Genomic DNA, 23,076 nt, shown 5'->3' with positions numbered 1-23,076 from the left:
TTCACTTGTCATCATTGGTTAGCCGAAGAGACAGGCCCCACGCAATGGTGGTGCTGAGCATGCCAAAGGCGCAGACCCCGGCCCATCCATGGGCAGTGAAGGCCCACCCGCATGCAGCAGCGCCGAAGGCCCCGCCGAGCAGCATCGTGCCCATGAACACGGTGTTCAGCCGGCTGCGCGCACCCGCATCCAATGCATAGACCATGGTCTGGTTCGCCACCTGGGCCGACTGCACGGCCACGTCGAGCAAGAAGATGCCGAGGACGAGTGCGGGGATCGATGAGCCTCCCAGGTACAGCACGGCAAATGCCGTTGCGGTTCCCACCGCGCCTGCACGAACGACTGCGTCATGTCCGCGTCGGTCGGCAAACCGGCCAGCCGCCGGTGCAGCCAACGCGCCGCACACGCCGACCAGCGCGAACAGGCCGGCGGATACCGCGCCGAGCTGCAGTGGCGGCCGCTCCAGCCAGAGCGCGAACGTTGCCCAGAAGCCGATCATGCTGGCAAACAGCAGGAACTGGACGGCCACAGCCTGGCGCAAGGAAGCGTGCTTGCGCACCAAATGCCACATCGACAGCAGCAATCGTCCATAGCCGAGATCGGAGGACGGTGGTACCACCGGCAGCGTCCATGCCAGCCGAAAGCCCAGTACCAGCATCAGTGCCGCAGAAAAGCCGAAGACGGACCGCCAGCCCCAAAGCTCGGTCATCCAGCCGCTCACCACACGGGCCGCCAGGATGCCGATCAGGATGCCGCCCGTCACCACGCCGAGCACCTGCCCCTTGCGGTGGGAGGGTGCCAGGTGGATGGCCAAGGGAACCAGTTGTTGCGCCACGGTGGCGCACAAACCCACGGCGAGGCTCGCCAGTGCCAATTGAACGAAGCCGGAGGACGCGGCTGCCAGCACCAGGGAGAGCACCAGCGCCGCCAGCGTTCGCAGGATGAGCGACTTGCGCTCCAGGCGGTCACCCAGTGGTGCCAGGAACAGCACGCCCAGGGCATTGCCCGCCTGGGTGAGCACGGGCAGCCAGGTCACGGTCCCCGCAGAGAGCGCGAACTCCCGGCTCAATTCGCCGAGAAGCGGCTGGTTGTAGTAGCTGTTGGCCACGGATGCGCCCGCCGCCAGGGCAATGGTCCACAGCAGATGGGAGGGCAAGGCTGACGTGGCAGGCATCGGTGCGGCACGCGATGCATCGCCGGGGTGACCTGGGATATTGCTCATTCAAGGGGTCCGGCCGTATCAACTCTCGGCTTGCGGACAAGCTCTCACCAGTTCGGGCGATCCGTTCCCGGCGGCACTGACGGTCGCGCATAGCCGGCCGGTGTTCGCGCCATTTGCGCGCTGGGGCGCACGGCGCGCAGCAGGCCGAAGCCGGAGACTTCGTCGGCGAGCCAGGGGCTGAGGTCCGGCCTGCCGGCCCGCAGACCCTCTTCGATGCGCCCCAGCCCGCGCAGCCAGTGCCCGGTCTGCGCCAGCGACACCTGCACGTGCCAGCTTCCCCCTTCGCGCGACTGTCGCCACAGCGCGGCGGCGGCGCCGAAAGCCATCAGGAAGCCGCTGGCCTGGTCGAGGATCTGCATCGGCAGCGCGCGCGGCTTGCCGTCGCCCGCCGCCTCGCCCTCGGCGTGGTTGAAGCCCATTGCCGTCTGCACCAGCGAATCGAAACCGCGCCGGTCGGCCCAGGGCCCTTGCGTGCCGTAGGCGGTCAGCGACACGGCGACGATGCCGGGCCGGCGCGCGGCCAGGGCCTCGGGCGAGAAGCCGAGCGCGGCCAGGCCGCCGGGCCGGTACCCCTGCGAGAACACGTGGGCGTCTTCCAGGAGCTGCCACAGCGCTTCGCGCCCGGCATCGCTGCGCAGGTCGATGTGCGCCGAGCGCTTGCCGCGGCTGGTTTCGGCAATAGCGGCGATGTTGGGCAGGTTCGGTGAGTTGACCAGCATCACGTCCGCGCCGAACGACGCCATCGCCCGCCCACCGACGGGGCCGGCCAGGATGCGCGTGAGGTCGAGCACGCGCAGGCCGGCGAGCGGCCGCTCATCGGCCGCCAGAGGCGGCAGTGCGCGCGGTGGCGCATCGGCGATTCGGGTGATGGTCATCAAGGGTTGCGAGGCCACCGCCTGACCCTGGGGCGTGGCATCCCACTCGGCGAAGCTGCGCAACGCCGTGGCCACCAGCGCGTGGTCGGCCGCGGCCTGCTCGAAGTCCAGCGCCTTCCAACCCCGCAGGGCCTGCTCTGCGTCGGCGCGTGTGGCAGTTGCGGGGTCCAGGCCCAGCAGGCGCAGCGCGCCATCGCGGTGGTGCGGGAAGTTGGTGTGTACACGCACGTAGCCATCGGCGCAGCGGTACAGGCCGGCGAACGGGTCCCACAGCTCGGGCTCCTGGCCGTCGAGCGTGAACCAGCCGGTGCATTCGGCGGCGGCGTGAGCCATGTCCACGGCGACACGCTGGCGCGGAGCACCCCGCTCATGGCCGAGTTCGCAGGCGGCGAGCGCAGCCGCGGCAATGCTGGTCTGCGCGGCGGTGCCGACGGCGAAGGACGAGGGGAACACCGGGTCGCTGCCCGTCAGCGCGATCCCGGCCAGCGCCTGCGGCGGCAGCCCGCCCAGCGACCAGAGCGCAGTCAGTGCATCGAGTGGATTCATCGAATGGACTCCTCACAGAAAGTTCGCCAACTAAATCGACACGCTACCCCGTCGGCCGAGTCGGGTTGGCAGATCCAGGCGGGAGGCAGGGTCGGCGCCGCGTTGTCCGCAAACGCAGCGGACCGCGGAAAGCAGCATCGCGCGCCATTGGCGATGCCGGGGAGCGCCGTATTCGCACAGGCGTGGGCGTCGCGCGCCCGCTGCAAGCGATCCATCATGCGCCCGCCTTCAGCCCGAAGTACGCAGAGAGCGCCAGGCCGGTCGCCACGATCGTCCAACGCAGCGCCAGCGGCGGAATCCAGCGCGCCAACCGCGCGCCGGTATAGCCCCCCACGATCGCGCCCAGCAGGACCGCACTGCCTTGCGTCCAGGCGATGGACCCGGTGGCGACGAAGAGCATCACCGCGGCACTGGTCACGACGGTAGCCATCGCATTTTTGACGGCGTTGGCCTCCTGGACATCGCGCACACCCAGCAAGGTCAGGATCGCCATCAGCATGATGCCCAGGCCGGCGCCGAAGTAGCCGCCATAGAGTGCGGTCAGGAACTCCGCCCCCGCCGCCACCAGGTGCGGCACCTGACCGCGAGCATGCCGCTCGATGGCCTGGCGCAGCCAGGGCCCCAGGGCGAACAGAACGGTCGCGACGAGGATCAGCCACGGCACCAGACGGCTGAACTGTGCATCTCCGGTGAACACCAACAGTGCGGCGCCCACCAGCGAACCGGCACCGACCACGGGCAGGCTGCGCCGCAACGCGGCGCGGTGGCGCCCGAGTTCGCTGCGATAGCCGAGCAGACTGCTCGCATGCCCCGGCCAGATCGACACCGCGCTGGTGGCGTTGGCCGCCACGGGTGGTACGCCGGCAGCCAGCAGCGCGGGAAAGGTGAAGAATGTGCCGCCGCCGGCCACCGCATTGCAGATGCCGCCGATCATGCCGGCACCGGCCAGCAGCAGGAAGGTTCCGATGTCCATGCCGCTCGCACCTCAGCTCGTCGGCCTGGACAGGGCCAGACGCAGGCCAAACCCCATCAGTGCCAGGCCGGTGAGCGCATCGAGCGAGCGCATCACCGTGGGCCGGCGCAGCCAGCGTGCCAGGGGCCGCGTGGCCAGCACCAGTGCGGCGAACCAGAGCAGTCCCATCGCGGCGTGGATGCCGGCCAACAGCACGCTGAACGCGACCACCGGCACATCGGCGGGAACGAACTGTGGCAGGAGGCTCACGTAGAACACCCCGACCTTGGGATTGAGCAGATTCGTCAGCAGACCGCGCAGGAACCAGCGCTCGCCACGCACGAGCGGCGGATCGTCTGCGGGCAGCGTCGGCCGGCTCTTGAGCGCGCCAGAGATCAGCTTCCAGCCGAGCCAGAGCAGATAGGCCGCGCCCGCGATCTGCAGCAGGGTGTAGGCGAGTCGGGAGACCGCGAGCACCGCGCCGAGCCCGAGGGCTGCGATCAGCCCCCAGATCAGCACGCCGGTCACGATGCCGCCGCCCGCCCTCATCGCCTTGCGCCCCCCTTCCACAGCGGCCGTGCGAAGTACCAGCGCCGTGTCCAGGCCGGGGGTCAAGGTGAGCAGCAGCGCCGTCAGCGTGAAGCCCAGGATCGCAGTCGATGCATCCATTGGGGGATCTCCGTCAGAGCACAGACAAGTCCAGTGACTCGCTGTACGTCGTCGATTCGATGGTCTTGACGATGGCCTGGCCGCAGATCACTGCGCCACGCGCCGCGTCGTAGGTCAGGCTCGGCGCGCCATACAGCTCCCAGCCGCTGTTCAGGGCCGCGGTGACGCGGTGGCAGAACGCCGCGTCGTCGATGCCGGTCAGGTAGCGGTACGCGCGCATGCTCATGCTCCCCGTCGATTCGATGCCGGCATCTGGACGCGCAGCCCCGCTCCGAATGCCTGCAGCAGATGCCAGCCGGTGTCCCAGTCGCCCACGCCGCTGGCGGCATTGATATGCCCGAGGGCGCCGACTTCCAAGCATCCCGCTGCCCAACCCATGGCCATGCGCCGGGCGTGCTCCGGCGAGCCATAGGGGTCGTCGCTGCTGGCGACCACCAGTGCGGGAAACGGCAGGGGTTCGGTCGGTGGCGGGCCGAACTCGCTCGCCTCGCCTGGAAACGCCGGTGCGCCGGGGTCAGGGACGGCAACCAGGAAGGCGCCCCGGACCTGGGCGATCCGATGCTGGATGTCTTCTCCGATTCCCGGCCGCGATGCCCAGTGCGCGACGAGCAGGCACGAAAGGCTGTGTGCGACCAAGACGACGGGCGCACCGCACTCGTCGATAGCCGCATCGAGTGCCTGCAGCCAGTCGGCCAGGTCCGGCCTGTCCCAGTCGGCAGGCTGGAATCGCCGGCCATGCTCCTGGCGCGACGCCCAGCGCGTCTGCCAATGCTCCGGCCCGGAATTGCCGATACCGGGAAGCATCAAGAGGCGAACGGTCTGAAGGTGGCTCATGGTGGCGTGCGCGGATATCCGGGGTGAGGTTGTCTGGCTGGAAACCTTAAGACCGATGCGTCGAATTGCCGAGTGAGAAGGTCTCAGCAAGCGTCGAGAAAAGCTCAATGGTCAGCTGGAATGGCCTTGGCTATCGTCGAAGTGCACTTCCTTCACAACCGACGAAGAAGCCCCCCGAGTTCGCCATGTCCGATATCCCGCTCCTGATTTCCTACGTCCTGGCGGCCTGGCTGTCCATCCTTACGCCCGGCCCGGCCATCCTGCTGGCGATGCGCAATGGCGCTCGCCAGGGCGTGGTCGCGAGCCTGTGGTCGACGCTGGGCAACATGTTGGGGTTGCTCGTGGTTTCCGCGGCGGCCGCGTGGGGCGTCGGCCTGTTCCTGCTTGCATCCGCCCACGCGATGACCGCACTGCGGCTGGCCGGCGCCGCCTACCTGGCGTACCTCGGTCTTCGCCTGCTTGTGCAGGGCAGACACACACGGCCGCCGGACGCCGGTGCCCATGACGCAGGGCCGGTGCAGGCCTTCGCGCTGGCGAAGGAAGGATTCCTGGTGGCGACATCCAATCCGAAGTCGATCCTCTTCTTCACCGCCTTCTTCCCCCAGTTCATCCGGGCCGACCAGGCGCTCATCCCTCAGTTCATGGGCCTGACCGCGATCTTCGTGATCCTCAGCGGCGCCACCTTGACCGGCTATGCCGCCATTGCAAGCCGGGTGCGGGGAGCATTGGGCACTTCCGTCTGGCGCCAGCGCTGCACGCGCTTGGCGGGCATCGGCTTCCTCGGATTCGCCGCATGGATTCTTTTGTGGAGACCGTCGAGCGGCGCCAAGGCCCTGGCCGCGTGATTCATTCCCGGCCACGCGCACGCAACCGAGCACAGGCGGTGCGACCGAACCTGGAGAAGCGATGAACAAATCCTTCCTGCAAGTCGATGTGTTCACGAGCCAGCCGCTCAGGGGCAACCCGGCTGCCGTCGTGTTCGATGCCGACGACCTCGATGCGCGGACCATGCAGCGGATCGCGCGCGAGATGAACCTGTCCGAGACGGTCTTCGTGCTGGCCCCGGAATCGCCCGACACCGACTATCGGGTGCGCATCTTCACGCCCTCCAGCGAGCTGCCGTTCGCGGGGCACCCCACCATCGCCACTGCGAGCGCGGTGCGTGCGCACCGTGGCGATCTGGTCGATGCAAGTCTGCTGCGGCAGGCCTGCGGCATCGGCATCGTGCCTGTCGAAGTCGTTCCGACCGAGGGCTCGCCGATCTACTGGATGACCCAGGCCAGCCCGCAGTTCCGCAACACGGCCATCGGTCCTGGGGAAATGTCGGCCCTGCTGGGCTGCGATGCGAACATGCTGGCCGCGATGCCGGTAGAAGTCGTCTCCACCGGCATCCCGTGGCTGATCGCCGAGCTGCGCAGCGTCGCCGCCCTGGCGTCGCTGCGTCCCAACCTGCCTCGCATCGCCGAACGCTGCCGCGCATCGGGTGCCGTCGGCGTGACCGTCTTTGCCGAGCACGAGGCCGACGCGCCGGTACGCTTGCGCCTGCGCACGTTTGCGCCAGGCGAAGGCGTGGCCGAGGACCCCGTCTGCGGGTCTGGAAACGGGTGTGTCGCGGCATTCCTGGCAAGGCACCGGCACGCATCGGCTCTCCAGGGTGGCTACCTTGCGGAGCAAGGCATCGAGATGGGACGCGATGGCCTGATCCACGTCGAATGGACCCGAAACGGCGACGAATTGACGGTGCGCGTCGGTGGCCAGGCCGTGACCGTCGCCAGCGGCACCCTGCATCTGTAGACGCGGCGGCACGTTCAGCCGCTCGGTCGCCCATGGCTTGCCATGGCACCTGCGCGGCGTCCCCGACGAAGGTCTGCGCTGCGAGGAACGCGGTTGCCCAGGGCTAGATCGGATCGACGGCGGGACTGTCGTCGCGCGAGAGCATGGCGCGTTCGATGAAGTGCTGCAGCGGTTCCGAGGGCTCACTGTCCGGCCGCAACAAGTAGGTGGTCATGCATGCCGACGGGTCCGACAGGGGCCGCGCAATGACCTCGGGATGACGGCAGACCGAAATCTGCGCCGCCGTGGCGAAACCCAGTCCGTAGCCCGCGGCCACCAGCGTCAGCATCAATTCCAGTGTCGCGACCCGCTCTGCGATCCGGGGCTGGATGGCGGCCGTCCGGAGCAGCCGTTTGATCTGCCGGTACGCACCCTCGCAGGTTTCCGGGTGGCACTTGATCAGGGGATAGCGCAGCAGTTCATCCAGAGGGACCTGCCTGAAGGCCAGCAAAGGATGGCGCGTCGGAATGGCCACCAGGATGGGATCGGACCAGACCGCCTCGCACAGGATGCCCTCTCCAGCCTCGTCAGACTGCGCAAACCCGGCATCGAAAGTGTCGTCGCGCAACCCGCGCACTTGCGATGCGAGCGGCGTCTCGAACAGGCGGATTTCCACATCGGGCTCCTCCTCCCGGCACAGGGCCAGGAGTGCCGCGAGGCGTGTCTGCGCGATACCGTCCGACAGCGCGAGGCGCAGCATGCCGCGATAGCCCGTGGCGGCGGCCCGGACGTTGGTTCGTGCCTGTTCCAGCACCGCGAACACGCGGCGGGCATCTTCCAGCAGGACCTGGCCCGCCCAGGTGAGCTGGGTGCCGCGCCGATTGCGCTCGAACAGCGTGGCGCCGAGGTCAGACTCCAGCTCCCGGATGGTGCGCGACAGCGGAGACTGCTCGATATGGAGCCGCACCGCCGCACGCGTGAAGTGCAGTTCCTCGGCCACTGCCACGAAACAGCGCAGGTGTCGCAGCTCCATCGCGCCACCTACGCGTACATGAGGCCGGGAGCTTGATTCACGCGAGCGGCTCCTCGGGCGCCGTGCCAGACAGCAGCGCCGTGATCGGCAAGGGTTGGAACAAGAGCTCGCGGCCGAGGACCTTCAGGCCGCCAGGACCGCTTTCGAGCAATCGGCGCTCTTCGCGCGCGACGAACAGTTCGGTGCGATAGCCATCGCATTCGGGAAGTCGCTGTAGCAGGTCGCGGATCGCGTCGCCCGCCCAGGGCGTTTCGCTGTCGAACTGACCCAGCAGCCGGCTATGCCGGGAAATCACGAGGCGGTAGGCATTCATGGCCGGACGCTCCCGGCCATAGCGTGGATGGCCATTTCCTCCCAGCCCAGGCGCCGGGTGCGGGTCAGTTGCTCGGCGGTTTCGCCGCAGGCGCGCTCGACGGCCTGAGGCATCTCTATGCCAAGCAGGCAATGGCCGGTCAGGCGCGCGGCGAAGTAGTCGCCGGCCCCTTTCACCACGCAGGGCACGCGGGGATGCTCGAAGAGGCGCGATACCCCCTCTCGCGTCTCCAGCAGCGTCTGGACGACGGCGCTTTCAGGATCATCCTGGACACTGGTCACCGCCACCCATTGGGTGGGGCCGCGCAACAGCGCACGGGCAGCCTCGCGGCAATCCGCCAGACCCTGCAGCGTTCTGCCGGTGACCTGTTCCAGCTCGAACCGATTGGGGACGAGGCCGTGGGCTTCTGGAATCAGCAGCGTGCGCCAGGCCTCGGCCATGCCAGCCGCCGCATACACGCCTTGGTCGTAGTCGCCAATGACCGGATCCAGGTGCAGGCGCAGTTGCGGGTGGCGCTCGCGCATCGTCGACCACCAGGATGCGAGGATCCGTGCCTGCGACGGCGCGCCGAGGAAGCCGACCTGCACAACGCGAGCGCACGCGGGGATGCCGCGCGCCTCCAGGTCATCCAACCAGCCAGCGAACCACGCGTCGGGCACCGCACCGCCATGGACCGAGGGATAGTGCGGGGTGTTGCTGAGCAGCGCGGTCGGCACCGCGGTCGTAAGCAGCCCGCAGGCTTCCAACGCGGGAATCGCCGCGTTGTTGCCGACCCGCCCGTAGACCACCTGGGACTGGATGCTGATGACATCGATGGGCACAGGTTGGGTCACCGTCATTCAGGACGCCCCCCCGTGTCCTGCTGCCGGTCCAGCCACGCGCCGATCGTGCGGTGGGCCGCAGCCTTCAGCGTTGCCCCATGCCGCTCGGCATCCGCGCGCAGCGTGCGCGGATCGACGCCGGCCTGGCCCAGCTCGCAGCAATGGCCGACCAGCCAGCGTTCGATTCGGCTGGCATCGGCTTCCAGGTGGAACTGCAGACCCAGCACCCGGTTGCCGACCGCGTAGGCCTGCTGCACGCAGCTTTCGGTGCTCGCCAGCAGTTCACTGCCCTCAGGCAGCTCGAAGCGGTCGCCGTGCCAATGCAGCACCGGCACGCCGGCCAGCGGTGCCAGCACCGAGCGGCGGCCCGCATCCGTCAGCGTCAGCGCGCCGAAGCCGATCTCCTTGAAGCCCATGGGGGCGACGGCGGCGCCGAGCAGGCGCGCGATCAATTGCGCGCCCAAACAAATGCCGAGCAGCGGCCGGCCGCTGGCCAAGCGCCGTTCGAGCAGACGCAGTTCGTCGGCAAGAAAGGGATAGGCCCGCTCGTCGAAGGCGCCGATCGGCCCACCCAGTGCAATGAGAAGATCGCTTGCCGCGGCCTCCTCACCGGCCAGGTCGTCCGTCGTGGGGTCGAGGTAGCGCACGTCGAATCCACGCTCGCGCAGCAGCGGTTCGAGCGTGCCGAGGTCTTCGAAATGGATGTGGCGCAGGGCCAGGGCGGTCTTCATGCGGTCTGCTCCGATGCGGTCGATGTCGCAGCCCGGTCGTCGTCGGGCCAGTAATGGCTGTCCGGCGTCGCGCGAGCGCCAAAGATGGCCTGGCCGACGCGCACGACGGTGGCGCCTTCCTCGATGGCCAGCTCGAAGTCGCCGGACATCCCCATCGACAGTTCGTCCATGCCGATGCCCGCCGGCGCCTCCTGGCGCAGCCGATCACGCAGTTCGCGCAACAGCACGAAGCAGGGACGGACCCGCGCCGGATCGGCCGACAGCAGCGCCAGTGTCATCAGGCCTCGCACGCGCAGGGTGGAGAAGCCCGGCAGCGCCCGGACGAAGCCGGCCACCTCGGAAGGCGGCAAGCCGAACTTGCTGGCCTCGCCCGAGGTGTTGACCTGCACGAACACATCCAGTGCGCGCCCTTCGGCTTGCAGGCGACGGTCCAGCGCCTCCGCCACACGCAGGCTGTCCAGGGCCTGGAACTCGCTGGCGAAGCGTGCCACGACCTTGGCCTTGTTGGTCTGCAGGTGGCCGATGACCGACCAGCGCAGGTCGGCGAGATCCACCATCGCTTCGGCCTTGCGCTGCGCCTCCTGCACCTTGTTCTCACCCAGGTCGCGGCAGCCGGCGGCGTAAGCCAGACGGATGCGCTCCTCCGGCACGGTCTTGCTAACCGGCAGCAGGCGCACATCGGACGGATCGCGTCCCGCGCGGGAGCAGGCATCGGCGATGCGCCGATGCACCGCCGCCAGATTGCGCCGAAAGTCCTCGACGCTGTGTGCGGTGGGCCAGGGATGCGTCTGCGCGTTCATGGACAAGGGGTTCTCCGTGCTGCTAACATTGTCATAGGACAAAATATACATTGTCACGGGACAAACGGGAATGGCAGAAAAGACCGCATCGGACATCTTTGAGCGCATTCGCCGCGAGGCACATGCGGGCCAGCTTGCCGCGGGCCAGACACTGCCGTCCGTGCGCGAGATGGCCGATCAACTGGGCGTCAACCGCAACACGGTCGCCGCCGCGTACCGGAAGCTGGTGGCCGCAGGCATTGCCGAGACGCTGGGGCGCAACGGAACGGTGATCCGGCCAGCGGCGCGTCTCGGTGAGCAGGAGGGCCTGCAGCCCGGCTCGGCGCTGGCGGATCTGGCCAGCGGCAATCCGGACCCGGCCTGGCTGCCCGATCCATTGCAGGCGCTGGCAGCCAGCGGCTACCGGCCCGCGCTGTATGGCCAGCCTGTACTCGACCCAGCACTCGAACGGCTGGCGCGGCAGTGGTTCGGAGCGGATCTCCGGGAGGGTGACGGTCTGGTGCTGGCGCATGGTGCGGTCGATGCGATCGAGCGTCTGTTGGCTGCTTACCTCGTCGCCGGCGACAAGGTGGCGGTGGAGGACCCGTGCTTCCTCGGCAGCCTCAACATCCTGCACAGCACGGGCCTGGCAGCGGTGCCCGTGGCCATGGATGCGAACGGCATGCGCCCGCAGGCGCTGGAAGCGGCGCTGGCCAATGGCGCCCAGGCGGTGCTGTGCACACCAAGGGCGCAAAACCCCACCGGCTGCGGCCTGAGCGAGCAGCGCGCCCGCGAACTGCGCCGCGTGCTCGCCCGCCATCCGCACGTGCTGGTGATCGAGGACGACCACTTCGCCTTGCTGGCCGAGACGCCGTACTTCTCTATCGCGCCCGCGGCCACCACGCGGCGGGCGCTGGTGCGCTCCGTGTCCAAGGGCTTCGGCCCGGACCTGCGGCTGGCCTTCATCGCTACCGATGCGGGGACCGCCGCAAGGCTCGGCATGCGACTGGCTCCCGGCACGACCTGGGTCAGCCACCTGCTGCAGGCGGCCGTGCGCGGCCTGCTCGGATCCGACGCGGCCACGGCGCGCCTGCATGCGGCCAAGACCGCCTACGCCATGCGTCGCAAGGCCCTGATCGATGCACTCGGCGCCGTGGGCATCGCCGCCAGGCAGCCCTGCGACGGGTTCAATGTGTGGATTCCGTTGCCGGAAGACCGTGACGTTCACCGCACCGCGCAAAGCCTCGCACGCTGCGGCTGGGCCGTGCGAACCGGCGATGCCTTCGCGATCGCGCCCGCGGCCCCCGCGCTGCGAGTCACGGTCTCGACGCTCGAACCCGGGGACGCGGCGCGCTTTGCCGCGCAACTGCGCGACTGTCTGGGGCGTGTATGAAGCCAGTCTGCATGGCATCGTGCCTGTCCTCTCGCGGGTCCGTCTGCGTACCGGTCCATGGCGCGCTACGGCGCCTGCAAGGCGGAGGCGACGCGAGCGGGCCACGGGCGCCGTTCCAACAAGCCGGTCTCCCGTTCCCGCAGCGTCCGGCCGACCTGGCTCGCCTCGGTCACGGACGCGCGAAAGTCCCGGATCAGTTGTCGCGTCACCGGCCCCACGGGCCATTCGGTGGTCGCCGCATCCTCGACCAGCGCCACCACCGGCTGCAGTTCGACCGAGGTGCCGGCGGTGAATACCTCGGAGGCGGCGCGCAGTTCGTCCAGCGTCACGGTCCGCTCCTCGACCCGCAGCCCGCGCTGGCGCGCCAGTCCCATCACGTGCCGCTTGGTGATGCCGTCGAGGAAGCAGGTCGGCAATGGGGTCACCAGCACCCCGTCATGGACCATCAACAGGTTGGTTGCCGTGGTCTCGGCGACCCGGCCTTCGCTGTCGAGCAGCAGTGCGTCGTCGCAGCCCGCCGCTGCGGCGGCATGGCGCGCAAGGGTACCGATCATGTACAGCCCCGAGCACTTGGCCGCGGTGGGTGCGGTGTCAGGACGGGGACGCCGCCAACTCGCCAGCTGCAGCCGGATGCCTTCCTCGGCGCGGCCCTGGGACGCCGCCGTGGGCCAGTCCCAGGCCGCGATCGCCACGTGGATGCGGGCGCGCGGCGAAGCGATGGAAACACTCTCCGCGCCGCGCCAGGCCACCGGGCGGATGTAGGCGTCGTCGAGCTGGTTGGCCCACAGCACCGCCTCGATGGCCTGTGTCAGTTCGCCTTGCGACCACGGCAGGTGGTAGTCCAGCAGCGCGGCGGACTGCTGGAAGCGTTCCAGGTGAGGCGCATTGAGGAAGACATGACCGCCATAGGCGCGCATGCCCTCGAAGACGGCCCCGCCCATATGCAGCGCATGCGTGAGCACGTGCAGGCGCGCCTCGCGCCAGGGCAGCAGCTCGCCATCGAGCCAGATCAGGCCATCGCGATCGTCAAGGGAATTGAGCATGGTGCGCACCGCTGTACAGGTTGTCGATGGCGTCAGTGTGCGGCCGGTTCGCCGTCGGCACGAGTGAGCAAATCTCAGACGATGCTGAGTTTTGGTCCTCGTGTCGGCGAGCGTGGAGACGACGATTTCCGGTTTAATGAGTCCATGAACGACCAATGACTTCCAGGAGGGTGAATCCCCCATGCGCATCCCTGTCCCGTTGAATGCCTTGCGCGCCTTCGAGGCTGCGGCGCGCCATCTCTCGATCAAGGACGCGGCCCTGGAACTGGCGGTCACCCCCTCGGCGGTCAGCCACCAGTTGCGCACGCTGGAGGACATGCTCGGCGTCGAACTGCTGCGCCGCATCGGTACGCGGCTGGAATTGACCAGCGCCGGCCGCCGGCTGGCACCTAGCCTCAACGAGGGTTTCGCCCTGATCGCCGAGGGCGTGAGCAGCTTGCGCGAGGAGCGGCGCGACGGGCCCCTGCGCGTGAACATGCTGCCGACCTTCGCGACCAACTGGCTGTCGCCCCGCCTGAGCCTGTATCCGTTCGAGCGGCGCGGCTTCTCGCTGGACATCTCCACCACGCAGGACGACGTGGATCTGGCCGCCGGCGTGGCCGATGCCGGCATCTGGTATGGCGACGGCCAGTGGGCCGGCCTGCAGGCCGACCTGTTGTTCGAGGCCACCATCGATCTGTACGCGCGCCCGGGCTTTGCCACCGGCTCGCGCCGGGAACGCCTCAAGCAGGTCGCGCGCGCCAACCTGTTCGTTTCGCGGCATTGCCTCACTTGGCAGCGCTGGATGGACAGCCTGCCCGGCGGGCCGTTCGAGCCGGCTGTCGTGACCCGCGTGGATTCGGGCGGCCTGACGATGCAGGCGGCCGCCGATGGGGCTGGCGTGTCGATCGCCGTCTGCGAACTGGCCGAGAGTGCCGTCCGGCTCGGACGCCTGGCCTCGGTCTTCGACCACCCCGTGAGCGCGGGTGTCGGCTTCTGGCTCGTCTATCCCGAGGCGCTATCCGAGGATCGACGGCTGGATAACCTGCGCGGCTGGCTGCGCGAGCAATGTCAGTCGGAAAGCGGAACTCGGAACCCAGAAGCGCGGACAGCATAGACACGTATGAATACCGCATATCCGAAAGACCAGAAAGCACCGCCGGATGACGATGTGACGCTTCGACGGCTCGTTGCCCATGAAGCCGTTGCGCTTGCCTCCCTGCTGGCCGCCTATGGCGACGAGATGCGCCACGGGCAAGGCGCCGGGGCGAATGCACTGGCTCATGCCAATGCCTTGATCGCCGATCCGATCGCGGAAGTGCTGGGTGGCTTTCTCGGCGACGAACTCGTCGCCTTCGCAGTGTTCTTCGATCTGCCCGAGGCGATCTCCGGAGGGCGGTCGGGCCAGCTCGACGACCTGTACGTCCTGCCCGCCGCGCGCGGAAAACGACTCGCTCAGCGGCTCATCGCGGCCATCGCCGATACCGGTCGATCACGCGCCTGGATCCATCTGCGCTGGCTGGTCCCCGAGGACAACCCCGATGCCATCCGGGCCTACGCGCGCTTCGCCGAACCCGCCGGCTGGAAGAGCTACGTGCTTTGGCTGGCCGGTAGCGAGCGGTGGTGAAGCCATGAATAACCTGCAGCAGGTCGATTGGTCGCGTCTTCCGCAGCCGGAGGATGATGGCGGCGCCCGCCACCTGACGGGCATGCGCCTGCCCACGCTTGAACTGGCATCGACGGATGGTGGCCGTGTCGATCCTTCGCGCCTGCGCGGACGCACGGTGCTTTATCTCTTCCCGATGACGGGCCGGCCAGATGTCGCACTGCCTCCAGGCTGGGACGAGATTCCAGGAGCACGGGGCTGCACCCCGCAATCCTGTGCCTTCAGGGATCATTTCGCCGAACTGAAGTCCTTGGGCGCCGCCCAGTTGTTCGGCGTGTCCACGCAGGACACCGCGTACCAATGCGAGGCGGTGGCGCGCCTGCACCTGCCTTTCCCGTTGCTGTCCGACCATCGCCTTTCATTCGCAACCGCGCTCGGTCTGCCGGTCTTCGAGGTGCAAGGCCTGGCGCTGCTCAAGCGACTGACCCTGATTGCGCGCGATGGCGTGATCGAGCATGTGTTCTATCCTGTGTTCCCGCCGGACCGGAATGCCGACGATGTCGTCGCGTGGTTGAGGCAACAGCCAGCCACTTGACCTTGGCCAGTCAGCGACACGATCAGCGCTCATGGTCGTGCGAAGTTCTCGTCAGGTCCCGCTCACCCGCAGAAGGACCACTGCTCCAACCACACCCACAGCAGTTCCATCGACAGCCAGGCGCGGAACACCAGCACGCCCGCAGCCAGCAGCACAGCCAGCGGTGCCCAACGTTTCAACCATTCGCGGCCTTGCCTCATGAAGTCGCCAACCGTGGATCGGCGCGAACGATGGTCCTGTCGTCGATCGGCCAGTGCAGAACCGTCGCCAGCAGGCCCAGCGCAATCGCCAGCAGCCAGATGCTCAGGTACGACCCAGTAGCCTCGAACATGCGGCCACCAAGCCAGACACCGAAGAATGATCCCAACTGGTGGCCGAAGAAGACGAAACCGAACAATGTGGTGATGTAGCGCACGCCGAAGATCTGAGACACCAGGCCATTGGTCAGCGGAACCGTTCCGAGCCAGAGGAACCCCATCACTGCAGCGAACAGGTAAACGCCCCATGTGCTGAGCGGCAGCAGGACGAACAGGGCCATCGCCACCGTGCGCGCCAGGTACAGGCCTGCAAGCAGGTACTTCCTGCGCAGCGTGCCACCCCAAAGCCCCAGCAGGTAGGTGCCGGCCACATTGGTCAGCGCAATGATCGCCAGCGCGGCGACGGCATCGGTGGCGGCCAGGCCCCGGTCCAGCAGGTAGGCTGGGAGGTGCGTGGCGATGAAGGCGAGTTGGAAGCCACAGGCCAGGAAGCCCAGGTTCAGCAGCCAGAAGCCGCGGTGGCGGAAGGCTTCACCGATCGCCGCCTTCATCGACAGCTCCGTGCCGACCACCGCGTTCGAGATGCTTGCGTCGCGCATCGGGAACGCCAGCGGCAGCAGCAACGCCATGACCACTGACAGAATCAGCAGTGCACCCGTCCAGGCCCAACCGCCGATCAAGGCCTGCGCAACCGGGACCATGGCGAACTGCCCGAGGCCACCGATGGCGCCGGCCAGCCCCAGTGCCCAACTGCGGCGCTCAGCCTGCACGAGGCGGCTGAGCGCGCCGTAGATTGCACCGAATGCCGTGCCCGACAGCGCGATGCCGACGCACACGCCAGCGCCCAGAACAAAGGCCACGTGGCTGTGCGCCTGAACCATGAAGAAAAGCCCCAGCGCATAGAACACGAGCCCGCCCCCGATGACCTTGGCCGAACCGTAGCGGTCGGCAATCATCCCGGTGAAGGGTTGGGCGAGACCCCAGGTCAGGTTCTGCACCGCCATCGCGAAACCGAACATTTCGCGCGACCAACCGCGATCCATCGTCACCGGCAGCAGAAACAAGCCTTGCACGTGCCGTACACCGAGGGCCAAACCCATGATCAGTCCGCCGGCCAGGATCGGAATCCAGAGCGATCGGCGCTCGTTTGCCGATGCTGTCGAGGGGGCGGGGTTCGTGTTCATGTCGTGGCTCCCGCTGCTTGCGGATCGTCCGCAGGTCGATGCTTCAGTACGCCGAGGGGGCGGGTTGGTGGCTCGCCGGTACGCAACCAGTCCAGCGCCAGGGGCCACAGCGCCTCGCGGAAGCGCTCGTGGAAGAAGGCGAAATGGCCGATTTCGGCCTGCTCGATGGCCGCGGGAGCCAAGCGCAGGTGATGACGCTCGCTGCCGGTGTAGTAATCCAGCAGGCGGTCCAGCGCCGGGACCGTGCCGAACGGATCGTCCTCGATGCCCAGCGCCAGGATCGGTGCGCGCACCTGGCCGAAGCGCCGTGCCAGCATTTCGGCTTCGGGCTCGCCTTCCAGTGTCTCCCGACCTCGGCGCACCGTGCCCTCGAAGCGGGGACCCATGCGTGCCCAGTCCAGTGCCACGCCCTTGGGCGTGTCCTCCATCCATCCCAGGCGCTTGGCTGGCACGTAGCCAAGCACCCGCGCCAGCAGCGGCATGGCCACGTGCCAGCGCAGGAACATGGCGCGGCGTGCGGCGGGCGCATAGTCGCGCCAGTAGGCGTACTGCGCCCCCATGGTGAAGATGCGCCGCACGCGGTGTGCGGACGCGGCCAGCCCGATCACGAAGCCCCCAGCGGAGTGGCCGACCACGTCGATCGGCTGGCTGGGGAATCGCCAGGCGAGGTACTGCAGCACACCCTCGAAATCGTGCTGCCCCCAGTCGATCCAGTCGGCCTGCAGCCGACGCAGCCCACGGTGTCGCGATTCGCCGATGCCGCGGTAGTCGTAGGTCACCACGTCCCATCCGTGGCTGTGGAGCCAGTCGGCAAAGCGCCCGTAGTACCGGCAGCGCACCGAGGTGGCAGCGTTGATGACCGCGACCGGATGCGGGCGTCGTGGATCGCAGGGGCGGCGCCAGGCGAATCCACCCAGTGCATAGCCGTCGGCGGCGCGAATGTCGATGGGCTCAGTCATTCACAGCGAGACCCTGGACCAGCAGCACCACGGCCTGCGCGCCGGCCATGCGATCCTGGGCAATGCGTTGGTACTCGTCCGATTCCGCCCAGTCATGGAAGGCGGCTTCGTCGGGAAAGGACATGAGCACGAGCTTCTGGTGCGGCCAGGTGCCTTCGATGGTGCGAGGCTGCTCGTCCGCGGCCAGCAGACGTCCCCGGTGGTGTCGGAACACCTCCATGAAGCGCGCCTGGTAGCGGTCGTAGGCGGTCCGGTCGTGGATGGTGAGTTGGGCAATGGCGAAAACGGTCATGATGCAGGCTCCGAGTCGCGATGGCGATCCGGTTCGGCGGCCGAGGTCGATTCGATGCGGTCGCCCTGCGTGCTGGGGCTGGAGAACACCAGAAAATTCACGTCCTCGTCGCCACCATTGGCGGCGATGTGGCGAGTGCCGGCCGGGACATGCACGCCTTGACGGGCTGCCAGCAGCACGTCCTGGTCGGGCGTGCTCAGGCGCAGGTGGCCACTGAGCACGTAGAAGAACTGGTGCGCCCTGGCGTGCCAGTGGGGTGCTTCGGCGCCGCCTGCGGGCATCCACTCCTGCCGCACCTGCATGTGTTGCAGTTCCAGCAGTCGCCAGCCCAGGCAGACCCCGCCCCAGTCATAGCGGTTGCCGTCGTCGGTCTGGACGGCGCGCAGCAGTGCCGTCATGGCGTGCCCTCCTCGGCAGGGACGCCGTGCAGGGCCTCGCCATGGACCTGCCGCCCGCTCTCGAAGCGCATGATCTCGCACATGCGCGTGCGCTTGCCGTCGGCCTGCGCCACGTAATGGACGACGACGGTCTGCGCCTCGACATCGCAGATGGCCGAGATGAGTTCGAACCGCAGGTCCGGCCTGTCGGCGAGCGCGGCCAGCCAGTAGCGGCGCAGCGCGTCCTTGCCCTGTACCCGCGTGCCACCGGTATAGGGCTGCGCCAGCGCGCTCACGAACAGTGCATCGTCGGCATAGGCCGCCAGCACCGCCGGCACGTCGCGCCGGTTCCAGTCGTCGATCCAGGCCAGCGCATGGGCCCGGAGTTGATCATGGGAGAGTGTCGTCATGGCATCAGATCCAGAAGAGAAGAACGGTCAGGGCGGCCAGGGCCGCCATTGCACGGTTGATCGCGCGAGCAACGGCGCGGTCGCGCAGCCAGGGCCGCAGGCCAGCGCCGAAGGCGGCCCAGACCAGCATGCAGGGCAGTCCGATGGCGGCGAACACCAGGCTGACCACCAGCAGGCGCAGCGCGTAGCCTTCGCCCGGCGGCAGGAAGGTGGACACCACCGTCACCGAGATCAGCCAGGCCTTCGGATTGACGAACTGGAAGGCCAACGCCTGCATGAAGCCGATGGGCCGGCCGGCTTCGGTCTCCTCCAGTTCGGCCGCGCGCCACAGGCGCGCGGCCAGCCAGAGCAGGTAGAGGCTGCCCACGACCTTCAATGCGACCTGCAGGCGAGGTTCGAGGGCAAACACCGCACCGAGGCCGGCGCCGGTGATCCCGAGCTGCACCATCACGCCCGCGGGGATGCCCAGCAGGTGCGGCCAGGTTCGGCCCAGGCCGAAGAGCAGGCCCGAGGACATCAGCATCACGTTGTTGGGACCGGGCGTGATCGACATGACGAAGGCGTAGACGATCAGCGCCACGAAGGCAGTGTGTTCCATGGGAATTCGCTGGGACGGGGAGTACCTGAGCGTTGAGGGAAAGACGAGGCCCGTTCGCGAATCGATTCTGGGACGGGCAAGGCGTTGGCTCCAGCGAGTTTTTTTCAGCCGGCGTTGAGATTTCTGTGGGCGCCCGACGCCACCTACGGACTGCCCACCCTTTCCACGACCAGGAGGCGTGCCTCGCCACGAGGAACCGCGCGGTGCTCGCATCCCGTTTCCGCGAAGAAGACATCGCCGACGCCCAGCTCAATCACCTGCTCCCGCCCATCGACTCGATGGTGCATGTCCACCGTGCCGTCCAGGACCACGAAAACCTCCTCGCCGTCGTTGATGTGCCAGCGATAGGCCTGGTCGGTCCAGTGAATCTTCACGGATAGGCCGGACAGTTCGGCAATGGAGACAGCACCCCAGGGTCTGCTGGTGGTGACCTCCCGGCCACGGACAACCTTCATGGAATCGCCTCCGTTGTCGATGTGTTGGCCGGCATTCTTCAAAGATGTCGGCGACTGCTCCAGCGAGAAATTTTCAGTCCCACCTGAGATATTCGCGTTTGGCCGCAAGCGTCATCGCGCAGCAGACTTCTCGGGTACTGCCCGGCGCTGCCGAATCGATGACGGCCCGGCACTTCGGGCGGTTCCTCGCAGGAGAACCCATGTCTTCCGATTTCATTCGATGCGCGTCGCACCCAGACGGCTATGCCGAGTTGGTCATCGACCGGCCGGCAGCCCGCAACGCCCTGTGCCGCTCACTGACCGATGCGATGGCCGCGCACCTCGACAGGCTGGCGGCCGACGCCGCCGTGCGGGTGGTCCTGCTGCGCGCCGAAGGCGAACACTTTGCGGCCGGTGCCGATCTCAAGGAAATGCTGGGCATCAGCGCGGAGCAGGCGCGGGCTACTGACTTCGCCGGTTGCTGCGCGCCGCTGGGCACGTTCCCCAAGCCCGTGGTGGCGCTGGTGCAGGGCTTCGCGCTCGGCGGCGGCTGCGAACTGGTCGAGATGTGCGATATCGTGCTGGCGGCCGAGAACGCCGTGTTCGGCCACCCGGAGGTTCGCGTCGGCACCATGCCCGGCGCGGGCGGCACGCAGCGCCTGCCGCGCCTGCTCGGCATGGCCAAGGCGCTGGACCTGCTGCTGACCGGGCGTCGCATGGACGCCCGCGAGGCCGAACGCAGCGGGCTGGTCTCGCGCATCGTGCCCCCCGATCACCTGCTCGAAGAGGGCCGCCGGCTCGCCGCCGACATGGCGTCGCTGTCGGGCGAGGTGCTGGTCCTGATCAAGCAGGCCGCGCGTGCCAGCGCCAGCCTGCCCATGGACGAAGGACTGCGCCGCGAGCGGGCCGCCTTCCACCGCACCCTTTCGCTGTCCGATCGAGAGGAAGGCATGCGGGCATTCCTGGAGAAGCGGCCACCTCTATTCAACCCCCTCTCCACTGCAAAGGAACCTTAGAGCCATGAACCAAACCGCTCCCTCCTTGCCGCTCGATCCCCAGGTCGAGCGAATCGTCCGCGACAGCTTCGCCCGCCAGGGCCTGATGCACCACCTGGGCGCCGAACTGCACGAGGTTGCGCGCGGACGGGTTAGCATCCGGTTACCGTTCCGCGAAACCCTCACCCAGCAGCATGGCTACTTCCATGCCGGGGGCACCAGCGCCATCGCCGACTCGGCCGGCGGCTACGCGGGCTTCACGCTGTTTCCACCGGACAGCTCCGTGCTGACCGTCGAGTTCAAGATCAACCTGCTCGCCCCCGCGCAGGGCGACTACCTTGAAGCGGTCGGTACGGTGGTGCGCTCCGGACGCACCCTGACCATCTGCCAGCTCGAAGTCTTCGGCGTCACCGAACAGGGACGAGCCCAGGTGGCGCTCGGCCAGCAGACCCTGATCTGCCTGCAGGGCAAGCAGGATCGATGACGTTTCCGGTGTCCGCGCAAGGATGCGCTCGGCGGCCAGTTCCGCCATTCATGAAGGAGAACCCATGACCCCAACCTCGACCCAAACCCTCGGGCCCCTCGACACAACCCGCTGGCTGCGTGGACAGTCCAACGCGACCAAGGTGCTGGCGGTGCTGTTCGGCACCCTCGTGCTCACCGCGTCGTCCCACGTCAGCGTGCCCATGGTGCCGGTGCCAATGACCATGCAGACGCTGGCCGTTACGCTGGTCGGCGCACTGTACGGCTGGCGCCTGGGTGGCCTGACGATCCTCGTCTGGCTGGCCCAGGGCGCGCTCGGCTTGCCGGTGTTCGCCGGCGGCACGGGAGGTCTGGCGCGCTTCCTGGGACCGACGGGTGGCTACCTGCTGGCCTTTCCCGTGGCCGGCGCGCTGACCGGCTGGCTGGTCGAACGCGGCTGGCAAGGCGAGCGCGTCGTGCTGGCCTTCGCGGCGATGCTGATCGGCAATGCCCTGTGCCTGCTGCTCGGCGGCGCCTGGCTGGCCGCGATGGTTGGCGTGCAGAAAGCCATCGCCGTGGGCGTGGCCCCCTTCGTCATCGGCGGCGTGCTCAAGTCGGTGCTTGGTGCAGCGCTGCTCAAGGCCATCGACAGCGGTACCCGCAAGGCGGCGCACCGATGACGCGCGTCTCGGGCCGGCCCGATACATCACGATGAACGCCCTCGATGTGGGGCAAGCGCGGCGCTTTGCGCAGGCGTGGCTGCCTGCCTGGACCGGCAACGATCCCCAGCGGCTGGCTGCCTTCTATTCCGAGGATGCCTTCTATCTCGACCCTGCCGTACCCCAAGGGCTGCGGGGAAAGCCCGCGTTGCTGGGCTATTTCGAGCGCCTTTTGGCGCGCAATCCGGCGTGGGTCTGGACGCAGGTCGAGGGCATCCCCATGGAGGATGGCTTCCTCAACAAATGGCGCGCGGAAATCCCGGTCGGCGGTGAGGTGTTGACCGTGGTTGGCGTGTGCCTGGTGCAACTGGACGGTCAAGGAAAGATTCGCCGCAACGAGGTCTATTTCGACCGCTCCGAGCTACTGGCAAGAATTGCCGCAGCTATCGAGCCGCAGAACAGCGAATGAACCGGCAGGGCGGGAAGTGTTGCCGCCTTGACAATCATGCTATCTCGCTCGACTCTCGGTCAGAGTGGCATCGCTTTTCGGTGATTCGGATGCCTTGGGTCCAACAGTTTCTTCCGACGCGACCAAGTCCAGAGCCGACAGCAGCGCATCGCCCTCGACCGGACCGTGCAGCAGCAGCGATTTCCCCGTCAGGCCGTCGTCAAGCCGCACGGTGGGCGTGGCGTTGATGCCGCTACGCACAGCCTCGTCGGCCTGCGCGCGAACGATGGCTGCGGGGCGATCGCTGTCCAGGCAGGCCCGCATGGCGGTCGTCAGACCTGGCCAGGCCTGATCGGTGGGCAGCCCCTGGCCATCGCCCCGGGTGTTTTGGTAGAGCCAGGCGATGGCACCGAAGAAGGCCTCGTGGCCTTGCGCTTCGCCTGCGCACTCGGCCACGCGGGCCAGCCGACTCGCCTCGGGATCGTGCATCGCCAGCGGCAGGTGATGCCACCGCAGGCTGGCTTCGGGATGGGCATCGATCCAGGCCATCAGGGTCGGGTAGTAAGCCTTGCAAAACGGACACTCCAGGTCGGCGTACAGCGTCAGCGTGAAGCGCGCATCGGCTGGGCCGTGACGCCAGGGTGGGCCGGCCGGATGCGCCTGCGCGGCCTCAGGCCCCGCGCGTGGTGCCGGCGCACCGGGCGTGCGGTACAGGAGCCAGCCCAGCAGGCCGGCTACAAGGATGCCGGCGACCACCCAGGGCAGCCGTGGCAGGCGCCCAGCGCGCTTGCGAATAGCCTGGGATCGGCTCGGCAAGGTGGTTTGCTTCGAGGACAT

At 68.0% G+C, this 23,076-nt stretch carries 30 protein-coding genes; 10 read left to right on the top strand and 20 right to left on the bottom strand.

Annotated features, from left to right (window positions below):
* Position 1 precedes the first annotated feature (1 nt).
* From AC5QPF_RS06725 to AC5QPF_RS06700, 6 genes are all read right to left on the bottom strand, one after another.
* Positions 2-1,222, bottom strand: a complete 1,221-nt coding sequence (locus AC5QPF_RS06725) for an MFS transporter (protein ID WP_081770068.1) — start codon at positions 1,220-1,222, stop codon at positions 2-4.
* A 44-nt stretch (positions 1,223-1,266) separates the two neighbouring features.
* The gene (locus AC5QPF_RS06720; RefSeq protein ID WP_024889567.1) at positions 1,267-2,643 is read right to left on the bottom strand and encodes a CoA transferase; all 1,377 of its coding nucleotides are present in this window, start codon (positions 2,641-2,643) and stop codon (positions 1,267-1,269) included.
* 214 nt (positions 2,644-2,857) lie between these two features.
* The gene (locus tag AC5QPF_RS06715; RefSeq protein ID WP_134552539.1) at positions 2,858-3,616 is read right to left on the bottom strand and encodes a sulfite exporter TauE/SafE family protein; all 759 of its coding nucleotides are present in this window, start codon (positions 3,614-3,616) and stop codon (positions 2,858-2,860) included.
* Positions 3,617-3,628: 12 nt separating this feature from the next.
* On the bottom strand, positions 3,629-4,264 hold the full coding sequence (locus AC5QPF_RS06710; protein WP_024889569.1) for a LysE family translocator: 636 nt from the start codon (positions 4,262-4,264) through the stop codon (positions 3,629-3,631).
* A gap of 13 nt (positions 4,265-4,277) precedes the next feature.
* Positions 4,278-4,490 carry a DUF1737 domain-containing protein gene (locus tag AC5QPF_RS06705; protein WP_221886791.1) on the bottom strand — a complete coding sequence of 71 codons (213 nt, stop codon included), beginning with the start codon at positions 4,488-4,490 and terminating at the stop codon, positions 4,278-4,280.
* Entirely contained in the window at positions 4,487-5,098 is a 612-nt protein-coding gene (locus AC5QPF_RS06700; RefSeq protein WP_134552537.1) for an RBBP9/YdeN family alpha/beta hydrolase, read from the bottom strand. Before AC5QPF_RS06700 ends, AC5QPF_RS06705 begins: the two co-directional genes overlap by 4 nt.
* 185 nt (positions 5,099-5,283) lie before the next feature.
* Here AC5QPF_RS06700 and AC5QPF_RS06695 point away from each other — a divergent pair, with 185 nt between their 5' ends.
* Together AC5QPF_RS06695 and AC5QPF_RS06690 are read left to right on the top strand one after the other, a co-directional pair.
* The gene (locus AC5QPF_RS06695; protein WP_020649383.1) at positions 5,284-5,943 is read left to right on the top strand and encodes a LysE family translocator; all 660 of its coding nucleotides are present in this window, start codon (positions 5,284-5,286) and stop codon (positions 5,941-5,943) included.
* A 61-nt stretch (positions 5,944-6,004) separates the two neighbouring features.
* Positions 6,005-6,892 (top strand): PhzF family phenazine biosynthesis protein, encoded by an 888-nt coding sequence (locus AC5QPF_RS06690; RefSeq protein WP_134552533.1) that lies wholly within the window; start codon positions 6,005-6,007, stop codon positions 6,890-6,892.
* 103 nt (positions 6,893-6,995) lie between these two features.
* Here AC5QPF_RS06690 and AC5QPF_RS06685 read toward each other — a convergent pair whose 3' ends face one another.
* From AC5QPF_RS06685 to AC5QPF_RS06665, 5 genes are read right to left on the bottom strand one after another with little or no spacing between them, the layout of a single operon-like run.
* A complete protein-coding gene (locus AC5QPF_RS06685) occupies positions 6,996-7,904 on the bottom strand; it encodes a LysR family transcriptional regulator (protein ID WP_029578113.1) in 909 nt (302 codons plus the stop codon).
* A 37-nt stretch (positions 7,905-7,941) separates the two neighbouring features.
* Positions 7,942-8,217: a hypothetical protein gene (locus AC5QPF_RS06680; protein ID WP_024889575.1), complete on the bottom strand. Its 276-nt coding sequence runs from the start codon at positions 8,215-8,217 to the stop codon at positions 7,942-7,944.
* Entirely contained in the window at positions 8,214-9,056 is an 843-nt protein-coding gene (locus AC5QPF_RS06675; RefSeq protein WP_494962516.1) for a PfkB family carbohydrate kinase, read from the bottom strand. The genes AC5QPF_RS06680 and AC5QPF_RS06675 overlap by 4 nt, the downstream gene beginning before the upstream one ends.
* Positions 9,053-9,769 (bottom strand): glutamine amidotransferase, encoded by a 717-nt coding sequence (locus tag AC5QPF_RS06670; RefSeq protein ID WP_270173792.1) that lies wholly within the window; start codon positions 9,767-9,769, stop codon positions 9,053-9,055. The genes AC5QPF_RS06675 and AC5QPF_RS06670 overlap by 4 nt, the downstream gene beginning before the upstream one ends.
* Positions 9,766-10,569 (bottom strand): YggS family pyridoxal phosphate-dependent enzyme, encoded by an 804-nt coding sequence (locus AC5QPF_RS06665; protein WP_021205431.1) that lies wholly within the window; start codon positions 10,567-10,569, stop codon positions 9,766-9,768. Before AC5QPF_RS06665 ends, AC5QPF_RS06670 begins: the two co-directional genes overlap by 4 nt.
* 70 nt (positions 10,570-10,639) lie before the next feature.
* Here AC5QPF_RS06665 and ptsJ point away from each other — a divergent pair, with 70 nt between their 5' ends.
* The gene (gene ptsJ, locus AC5QPF_RS06660) at positions 10,640-11,941 is read left to right on the top strand and encodes a MocR-like B6 salvage transcription factor PtsJ (RefSeq protein WP_270173793.1); all 1,302 of its coding nucleotides are present in this window, start codon (positions 10,640-10,642) and stop codon (positions 11,939-11,941) included.
* Positions 11,942-12,006: 65 nt separating this feature from the next.
* Here the strand turns inward: ptsJ and ilvE are convergent, their stop codons facing one another.
* The gene (gene ilvE, locus AC5QPF_RS06655) at positions 12,007-12,984 is read right to left on the bottom strand and encodes a branched-chain-amino-acid transaminase (RefSeq protein WP_009463302.1); all 978 of its coding nucleotides are present in this window, start codon (positions 12,982-12,984) and stop codon (positions 12,007-12,009) included.
* Positions 12,985-13,165: 181 nt separating this feature from the next.
* Here ilvE and AC5QPF_RS06650 point away from each other — a divergent pair, with 181 nt between their 5' ends.
* Genes AC5QPF_RS06650 through AC5QPF_RS06640 form a run of 3 tightly spaced genes read left to right on the top strand, consistent with a single transcriptional unit; the run spans position 13,166 to position 15,164 of the window.
* The gene (locus tag AC5QPF_RS06650; protein WP_029578117.1) at positions 13,166-14,080 is read left to right on the top strand and encodes a LysR substrate-binding domain-containing protein; all 915 of its coding nucleotides are present in this window, start codon (positions 13,166-13,168) and stop codon (positions 14,078-14,080) included.
* Between the two features lie 6 nt (positions 14,081-14,086).
* On the top strand, positions 14,087-14,590 hold the full coding sequence (locus tag AC5QPF_RS06645) for a GNAT family N-acetyltransferase (protein WP_052151668.1): 504 nt from the start codon (positions 14,087-14,089) through the stop codon (positions 14,588-14,590).
* A gap of 4 nt (positions 14,591-14,594) precedes the next feature.
* Complete coding sequence (locus tag AC5QPF_RS06640; protein WP_029578119.1) at positions 14,595-15,164, top strand: peroxiredoxin; 570 nt, start codon at positions 14,595-14,597, stop codon at positions 15,162-15,164.
* A gap of 196 nt (positions 15,165-15,360) precedes the next feature.
* Here the strand turns inward: AC5QPF_RS06640 and AC5QPF_RS06635 are convergent, their stop codons facing one another.
* From AC5QPF_RS06635 to AC5QPF_RS06605, 7 genes are all read right to left on the bottom strand, one after another.
* Positions 15,361-16,605 carry an MFS transporter gene (locus AC5QPF_RS06635; RefSeq protein WP_494962515.1) on the bottom strand — a complete coding sequence of 415 codons (1,245 nt, stop codon included), beginning with the start codon at positions 16,603-16,605 and terminating at the stop codon, positions 15,361-15,363.
* Positions 16,602-17,564 (bottom strand): alpha/beta fold hydrolase, encoded by a 963-nt coding sequence (locus AC5QPF_RS06630; protein ID WP_494962514.1) that lies wholly within the window; start codon positions 17,562-17,564, stop codon positions 16,602-16,604. Before AC5QPF_RS06630 ends, AC5QPF_RS06635 begins: the two co-directional genes overlap by 4 nt.
* On the bottom strand, positions 17,557-17,856 hold the full coding sequence (locus tag AC5QPF_RS06625; protein WP_024889585.1) for a DUF1330 domain-containing protein: 300 nt from the start codon (positions 17,854-17,856) through the stop codon (positions 17,557-17,559). The genes AC5QPF_RS06630 and AC5QPF_RS06625 overlap by 8 nt, the downstream gene beginning before the upstream one ends.
* Entirely contained in the window at positions 17,853-18,254 is a 402-nt protein-coding gene (locus AC5QPF_RS06620) for a cupin domain-containing protein (RefSeq protein WP_279870829.1), read from the bottom strand. The genes AC5QPF_RS06625 and AC5QPF_RS06620 overlap by 4 nt, the downstream gene beginning before the upstream one ends.
* Positions 18,251-18,643, bottom strand: coding sequence for a nuclear transport factor 2 family protein (locus tag AC5QPF_RS06615; protein ID WP_279870828.1), 393 nt, complete (start codon positions 18,641-18,643; stop codon positions 18,251-18,253). The genes AC5QPF_RS06620 and AC5QPF_RS06615 overlap by 4 nt, the downstream gene beginning before the upstream one ends.
* A 4-nt stretch (positions 18,644-18,647) precedes the next feature.
* Positions 18,648-19,241, bottom strand: coding sequence for a LysE family translocator (locus AC5QPF_RS06610; protein WP_320524247.1), 594 nt, complete (start codon positions 19,239-19,241; stop codon positions 18,648-18,650).
* Between the two features lie 143 nt (positions 19,242-19,384).
* On the bottom strand, positions 19,385-19,696 hold the full coding sequence (locus AC5QPF_RS06605) for a cupin domain-containing protein (RefSeq protein WP_279870431.1): 312 nt from the start codon (positions 19,694-19,696) through the stop codon (positions 19,385-19,387).
* Between the two features lie 200 nt (positions 19,697-19,896).
* Between AC5QPF_RS06605 and AC5QPF_RS06600 the strand changes: the two genes are divergently transcribed.
* The 4 genes from AC5QPF_RS06600 to AC5QPF_RS06585 all read left to right on the top strand — a co-directional run bounded on the left by AC5QPF_RS06600 (position 19,897) and on the right by AC5QPF_RS06585 (position 22,260).
* The gene (locus AC5QPF_RS06600; protein WP_279870432.1) at positions 19,897-20,691 is read left to right on the top strand and encodes an enoyl-CoA hydratase/isomerase family protein; all 795 of its coding nucleotides are present in this window, start codon (positions 19,897-19,899) and stop codon (positions 20,689-20,691) included.
* Between the two features lie 4 nt (positions 20,692-20,695).
* Positions 20,696-21,154, top strand: coding sequence for a PaaI family thioesterase (locus AC5QPF_RS06595; RefSeq protein ID WP_279870433.1), 459 nt, complete (start codon positions 20,696-20,698; stop codon positions 21,152-21,154).
* A 64-nt stretch (positions 21,155-21,218) separates the two neighbouring features.
* On the top strand, positions 21,219-21,812 hold the full coding sequence (locus AC5QPF_RS06590) for a biotin transporter BioY (protein ID WP_114861715.1): 594 nt from the start codon (positions 21,219-21,221) through the stop codon (positions 21,810-21,812).
* A 31-nt stretch (positions 21,813-21,843) separates the two neighbouring features.
* Positions 21,844-22,260: a nuclear transport factor 2 family protein gene (locus AC5QPF_RS06585; RefSeq protein WP_494962513.1), complete on the top strand. Its 417-nt coding sequence runs from the start codon at positions 21,844-21,846 to the stop codon at positions 22,258-22,260.
* A gap of 39 nt (positions 22,261-22,299) precedes the next feature.
* Here AC5QPF_RS06585 and AC5QPF_RS06580 read toward each other — a convergent pair whose 3' ends face one another.
* Entirely contained in the window at positions 22,300-23,076 is a 777-nt protein-coding gene (locus AC5QPF_RS06580; RefSeq protein WP_494962512.1) for a thioredoxin domain-containing protein, read from the bottom strand.

The sequence above is a fragment of the Pseudomonas sp. Con_6 genome, assembly GCF_059379395.1.
Note: the sequence above shows the minus strand (reverse complement) of the source record. Positions and strands in the feature narration are given on the sequence as shown.

Coding starts and splice junctions, on each gene's coding strand:
- ptsJ (WP_270173793.1), top strand. CDS start 10,640: ATGGCAGAAAAGACCGCATCGGACATCTTTGAGCGCATTCGCCGCGAG.
- AC5QPF_RS06645 (WP_052151668.1), top strand. CDS start 14,087: ATGAATACCGCATATCCGAAAGACCAGAAAGCACCGCCGGATGACGAT.
- AC5QPF_RS06600 (WP_279870432.1), top strand. CDS start 19,897: ATGTCTTCCGATTTCATTCGATGCGCGTCGCACCCAGACGGCTATGCC.
- AC5QPF_RS06675 (WP_494962516.1), bottom strand. CDS start 9,056: ATGACGGTGACCCAACCTGTGCCCATCGATGTCATCAGCATCCAGTCC.
- AC5QPF_RS06705 (WP_221886791.1), bottom strand. CDS start 4,490: ATGAGCATGCGCGCGTACCGCTACCTGACCGGCATCGACGACGCGGCG.
- AC5QPF_RS06695 (WP_020649383.1), top strand. CDS start 5,284: ATGTCCGATATCCCGCTCCTGATTTCCTACGTCCTGGCGGCCTGGCTG.
- AC5QPF_RS06610 (WP_320524247.1), bottom strand. CDS start 19,241: ATGGAACACACTGCCTTCGTGGCGCTGATCGTCTACGCCTTCGTCATG.
- AC5QPF_RS06650 (WP_029578117.1), top strand. CDS start 13,166: ATGCGCATCCCTGTCCCGTTGAATGCCTTGCGCGCCTTCGAGGCTGCG.
- AC5QPF_RS06685 (WP_029578113.1), bottom strand. CDS start 7,904: ATGGAGCTGCGACACCTGCGCTGTTTCGTGGCAGTGGCCGAGGAACTG.
- AC5QPF_RS06585 (WP_494962513.1), top strand. CDS start 21,844: ATGAACGCCCTCGATGTGGGGCAAGCGCGGCGCTTTGCGCAGGCGTGG.
- AC5QPF_RS06605 (WP_279870431.1), bottom strand. CDS start 19,696: ATGAAGGTTGTCCGTGGCCGGGAGGTCACCACCAGCAGACCCTGGGGT.
- AC5QPF_RS06635 (WP_494962515.1), bottom strand. CDS start 16,605: ATGAACACGAACCCCGCCCCCTCGACAGCATCGGCAAACGAGCGCCGA.
- AC5QPF_RS06590 (WP_114861715.1), top strand. CDS start 21,219: ATGACCCCAACCTCGACCCAAACCCTCGGGCCCCTCGACACAACCCGC.
- AC5QPF_RS06615 (WP_279870828.1), bottom strand. CDS start 18,643: ATGACGACACTCTCCCATGATCAACTCCGGGCCCATGCGCTGGCCTGG.
- AC5QPF_RS06725 (WP_081770068.1), bottom strand. CDS start 1,222: ATGAGCAATATCCCAGGTCACCCCGGCGATGCATCGCGTGCCGCACCG.
- AC5QPF_RS06620 (WP_279870829.1), bottom strand. CDS start 18,254: ATGACGGCACTGCTGCGCGCCGTCCAGACCGACGACGGCAACCGCTAT.
- AC5QPF_RS06715 (WP_134552539.1), bottom strand. CDS start 3,616: ATGGACATCGGAACCTTCCTGCTGCTGGCCGGTGCCGGCATGATCGGC.
- AC5QPF_RS06630 (WP_494962514.1), bottom strand. CDS start 17,564: ATGACTGAGCCCATCGACATTCGCGCCGCCGACGGCTATGCACTGGGT.
- AC5QPF_RS06710 (WP_024889569.1), bottom strand. CDS start 4,264: ATGGATGCATCGACTGCGATCCTGGGCTTCACGCTGACGGCGCTGCTG.
- AC5QPF_RS06625 (WP_024889585.1), bottom strand. CDS start 17,856: ATGACCGTTTTCGCCATTGCCCAACTCACCATCCACGACCGGACCGCC.
- AC5QPF_RS06580 (WP_494962512.1), bottom strand. CDS start 23,076: ATGTCCTCGAAGCAAACCACCTTGCCGAGCCGATCCCAGGCTATTCGC.
- AC5QPF_RS06665 (WP_021205431.1), bottom strand. CDS start 10,569: ATGAACGCGCAGACGCATCCCTGGCCCACCGCACACAGCGTCGAGGAC.
- AC5QPF_RS06720 (WP_024889567.1), bottom strand. CDS start 2,643: ATGAATCCACTCGATGCACTGACTGCGCTCTGGTCGCTGGGCGGGCTG.
- AC5QPF_RS06680 (WP_024889575.1), bottom strand. CDS start 8,217: ATGAATGCCTACCGCCTCGTGATTTCCCGGCATAGCCGGCTGCTGGGT.
- AC5QPF_RS06595 (WP_279870433.1), top strand. CDS start 20,696: ATGAACCAAACCGCTCCCTCCTTGCCGCTCGATCCCCAGGTCGAGCGA.
- ilvE (WP_009463302.1), bottom strand. CDS start 12,984: ATGCTCAATTCCCTTGACGATCGCGATGGCCTGATCTGGCTCGATGGC.
- AC5QPF_RS06700 (WP_134552537.1), bottom strand. CDS start 5,098: ATGAGCCACCTTCAGACCGTTCGCCTCTTGATGCTTCCCGGTATCGGC.
- AC5QPF_RS06690 (WP_134552533.1), top strand. CDS start 6,005: ATGAACAAATCCTTCCTGCAAGTCGATGTGTTCACGAGCCAGCCGCTC.
- AC5QPF_RS06670 (WP_270173792.1), bottom strand. CDS start 9,769: ATGAAGACCGCCCTGGCCCTGCGCCACATCCATTTCGAAGACCTCGGC.
- AC5QPF_RS06640 (WP_029578119.1), top strand. CDS start 14,595: ATGAATAACCTGCAGCAGGTCGATTGGTCGCGTCTTCCGCAGCCGGAG.